The organism is Deltaproteobacteria bacterium, from assembly GCA_015233135.1.
In the GTDB taxonomy this organism is placed as follows: Bacteria; UBA10199; UBA10199; order JADFYH01; family JADFYH01; genus JADFYH01.
Genome location: JADFYH010000062.1, coordinates 1 through 3,041 on the forward strand (window position 1 = coordinate 1; position 3,041 = coordinate 3,041).

General features: G+C 47.6%; 2 protein-coding genes. Both read left to right on the plus strand.

What is annotated here, in order from left to right:
- Window positions 1–44 precede the first annotated feature (44 nt).
- Complete coding sequence (locus tag HQM15_12025) at window positions 45–1,049, plus strand: ABC transporter substrate-binding protein (protein MBF0493490.1); 1,005 nt, start codon at window positions 45–47, stop codon at window positions 1,047–1,049.
- Window positions 1,046–3,041 (plus strand): PAS domain S-box protein (locus HQM15_12030; GenBank protein MBF0493491.1); only part of this gene is annotated, 1,996 nt, incomplete at its 3' end. The genes HQM15_12025 and HQM15_12030, both read left to right, overlap by 4 nt.

The following is a 3,041-nucleotide window of genomic DNA, read 5'->3' on the forward strand; positions in this document are numbered from 1 at the left end:
GCACGACTATAACGGTGAGGTTGCTCGTTTCATAGGAACTTCTAATGAACCATAACACTCACCAAAAATTACCACTCTTGATTCTTCTCATCGCCTCTCTTCTATTAGGCTTCACCGCTTGCAGCCAGAAACCGGTTAGCAAGCCGCCGATCAAGATCTCTATTGATGTCTGGGCGGGTTATGCGCACGCGTTTATTGCGCAGGAAAAAGGATTTTTTAAGAAGAACGGTGTGGAGGTGCAGCTGGTGTTTGAGAAAAACTACACTACCAGCACGGGTCATTATGTGAATGGGGATGTGGATGGAGTCTTTGAGGTGTTTACAGATGCAATATTACAAAGGGCTTCAGGGAACTATGGAAAAGTTGTTTATGTTGTTGATCGATCCACATCGGGGGATGTCATCATTGGAAGACCTGAAATAAAAGATTTGACGGAGTTGAAATTGAAAAAAGTAGGTGTCGAAGGAGTCAATACCTTTTCCCATCTTTTTGTCATGACGGCCCTGGAAAAGGCTGGGTTGAAAGAGACGGAGCTGAGGTTTGATGTTGTTCCTGCGCACGATGTACTAGAAGCTCTTCAAAGCGGGAAGATAGCTGCCGGCCATACCTACGAGCCGACAAAGTCCAAGGCCTTACAGGCTGGGTATAAAATTTTGGCGACGGCGGGCGATACTCCAGGCATCATTACCGATGTTCTGGTTTTGAACGACAGGATCCTCCAAGAACGGCCGGAAGAGGTCCGGGCGATTTTGAAGTCTCTCTTTGAAGCGCTCAATTTTGAGACCTTTCATCGGGAGGAGGCACTCTCGATCATGTCGAAGGCTGTGGGGATGGACAAGGCTGAGATGGCGTCGGGACTTCATGGTGCCAAGGCCCTTGATTTGATTGAAAATAAAAGGGCGATGCGAAGAGACTCAGGCGTCGAGTCTCTCGCCAGTGTTGGGGAAGTGATCGCCAATTTTTACCTGGAGCGTGGGCAGTTGTCGTCTCTGCCCGATATGGATCAAGTCATTGATGCACGGTTTGTGGAGGCTTTGGAGAACAAATGAAATTCGCCACCAAATTAACACTTCTTTTCGTGGGGATCGGGATGGCGATGACGGCTGTTCTTTTTACCATAGTCTATATTCATACTTCAGACATGATGGAAAAAACAATTCGGGCTGGTATGGAATCCGATGCAGTGGATGCCATGAAAAACATTGACCGTTTTCTCTATGAACGAGGAGGGGATATTCAGGCACTGGCCAGTAGTCCGATTCTTCGTTCCGAAAGCGCCACTCCCGAGGAGATTACGGAGGTGCTGATTAATTATAGAAACAACTACAAGGTGTACACCTCACTCTCATTTTTTAATGCTGAGCGTATAAGGACAGCCGATACAGCAGGGCTGCGTATTGGTCTGCCTTCCGCGACAACTCCTTATTGGGACGATATTAAGGAGGGGAAGGTGAGTATCGCTAGTGATGTTCATATATCGGATGAATATCAATTCCCCATGTTCTATTTTGCCTCTCCCGTCAGGAACCGTGATCAAAAGAGGATTGGGGTTGTGGTCGCTCGGGTAGCAACGGCCCGACTGTTAGAAATAATAAAAGAAAATGTAAAAAACGAAGAGTCAGAAGATATTGATCTTGTCAACGATAAGGGGCTTACTCTTTGTTCGAATAATAATCGTAAAGGGGTACTGGAAGAAATACTGCCTGAATGGGATTATCTCAAGTTGATCCCTAAAGATGTGTTTTCAGGCATCAAAGAATTCACCCATTTGGATGCCAATGGAAATGAGATCCATGCGTTTGCCCGGGAGAGTGGTCTTTATACCTTCAAAGGAAATGGGTGGATGCTCCTCCTCCAGGTTCCTTCCAAAATTGTCTTGGCTCCGGTCCATCAATTGCTGAAAATAATGAGTGTCCTTTTTCTGATCTCCATCCCTCTGCTGGTGCTGCTCAGTATTATTTTCAGTCGAACAGTAACTCGACCCTTATCGAGATTAGCTGCGGCAGCCCATGCGATTGGGGAGGGGCAACTGGATGCGGCTGTTTTCGTGTCATCCAAAGACGAAATTGGTTCATTGGCCGCCGACCTCAACCAGATGGCTCTTGATTTGAAAAAAGTGACGGTTTCAAAAGCTTACCTCGATACGATCATTGATTCGATGTTGGAGGGACTCATTGTCATTAATGCAGAGGGAACGATTCAAATGATCAATCGGGAAGGGGTGAAGTTTTTTGGCTACGAGGAAGCAGCGCAATTGATTGGCAAGCCGATCCTGACAATTATTCCAGAGAAGTTTCAGTCTGGACATACTTCTGGCATGGACCGCTATCTTAAAACTGGCGAGAAACATATTTTGGAGAAGTCAGTGGAGGTGGAAGGCTTAAGGAGAGACGGGACAACCTTTCCCCTGGAGATTGCCATCAAAGACATCGGCGTAGAGCAGGAACGTCTTTTTATTGCGGCTTTCAGGGATATCACCGACCGCAAACAAAATGAGGAAAAACTCAAATCCAGCGAAGAACGCCACCGAACTCTCTTCATGAGTTCGCGTGATGCCCTCATGACATTGGGTCCGCCCACGTGGCAATTCACCTCCGGAAACCCAGCCACGGTTGCTATGTTTGCTGCGAAGGATGAGGCGGACTTTACTTCTCACGGGCCCTGGGAAGTGTCTCCCGAATTTCAACCCGATGGACGTCCCTCCGGTGACAAAGCCAAAGAGATGATTGAAACAGCGATAAGGAATGGGTCGCACTTTTTTGAATGGACGCACCGACGGCTCTCGGGCGAAGATTTTCCGGCCACGGTGCTTCTGACCCAAATGACTTTGGAAGGAAAAACGTTTCTCCAGGCCACAGTTCGTGACATCACCGAACAAAAGAAAAATGAAGCGATGATCAAGCGACAGGCAGACGAACTGGCTGAATCTCAGACGCAGCTTTTTCAAACCGCCAAGTTGGCAACATTGGGCGAGATGTCTACCGGCATGGCTCACGAAATGAATCAGCCGATGGCGGGGATTTCTCTGGCTGTGACGACGA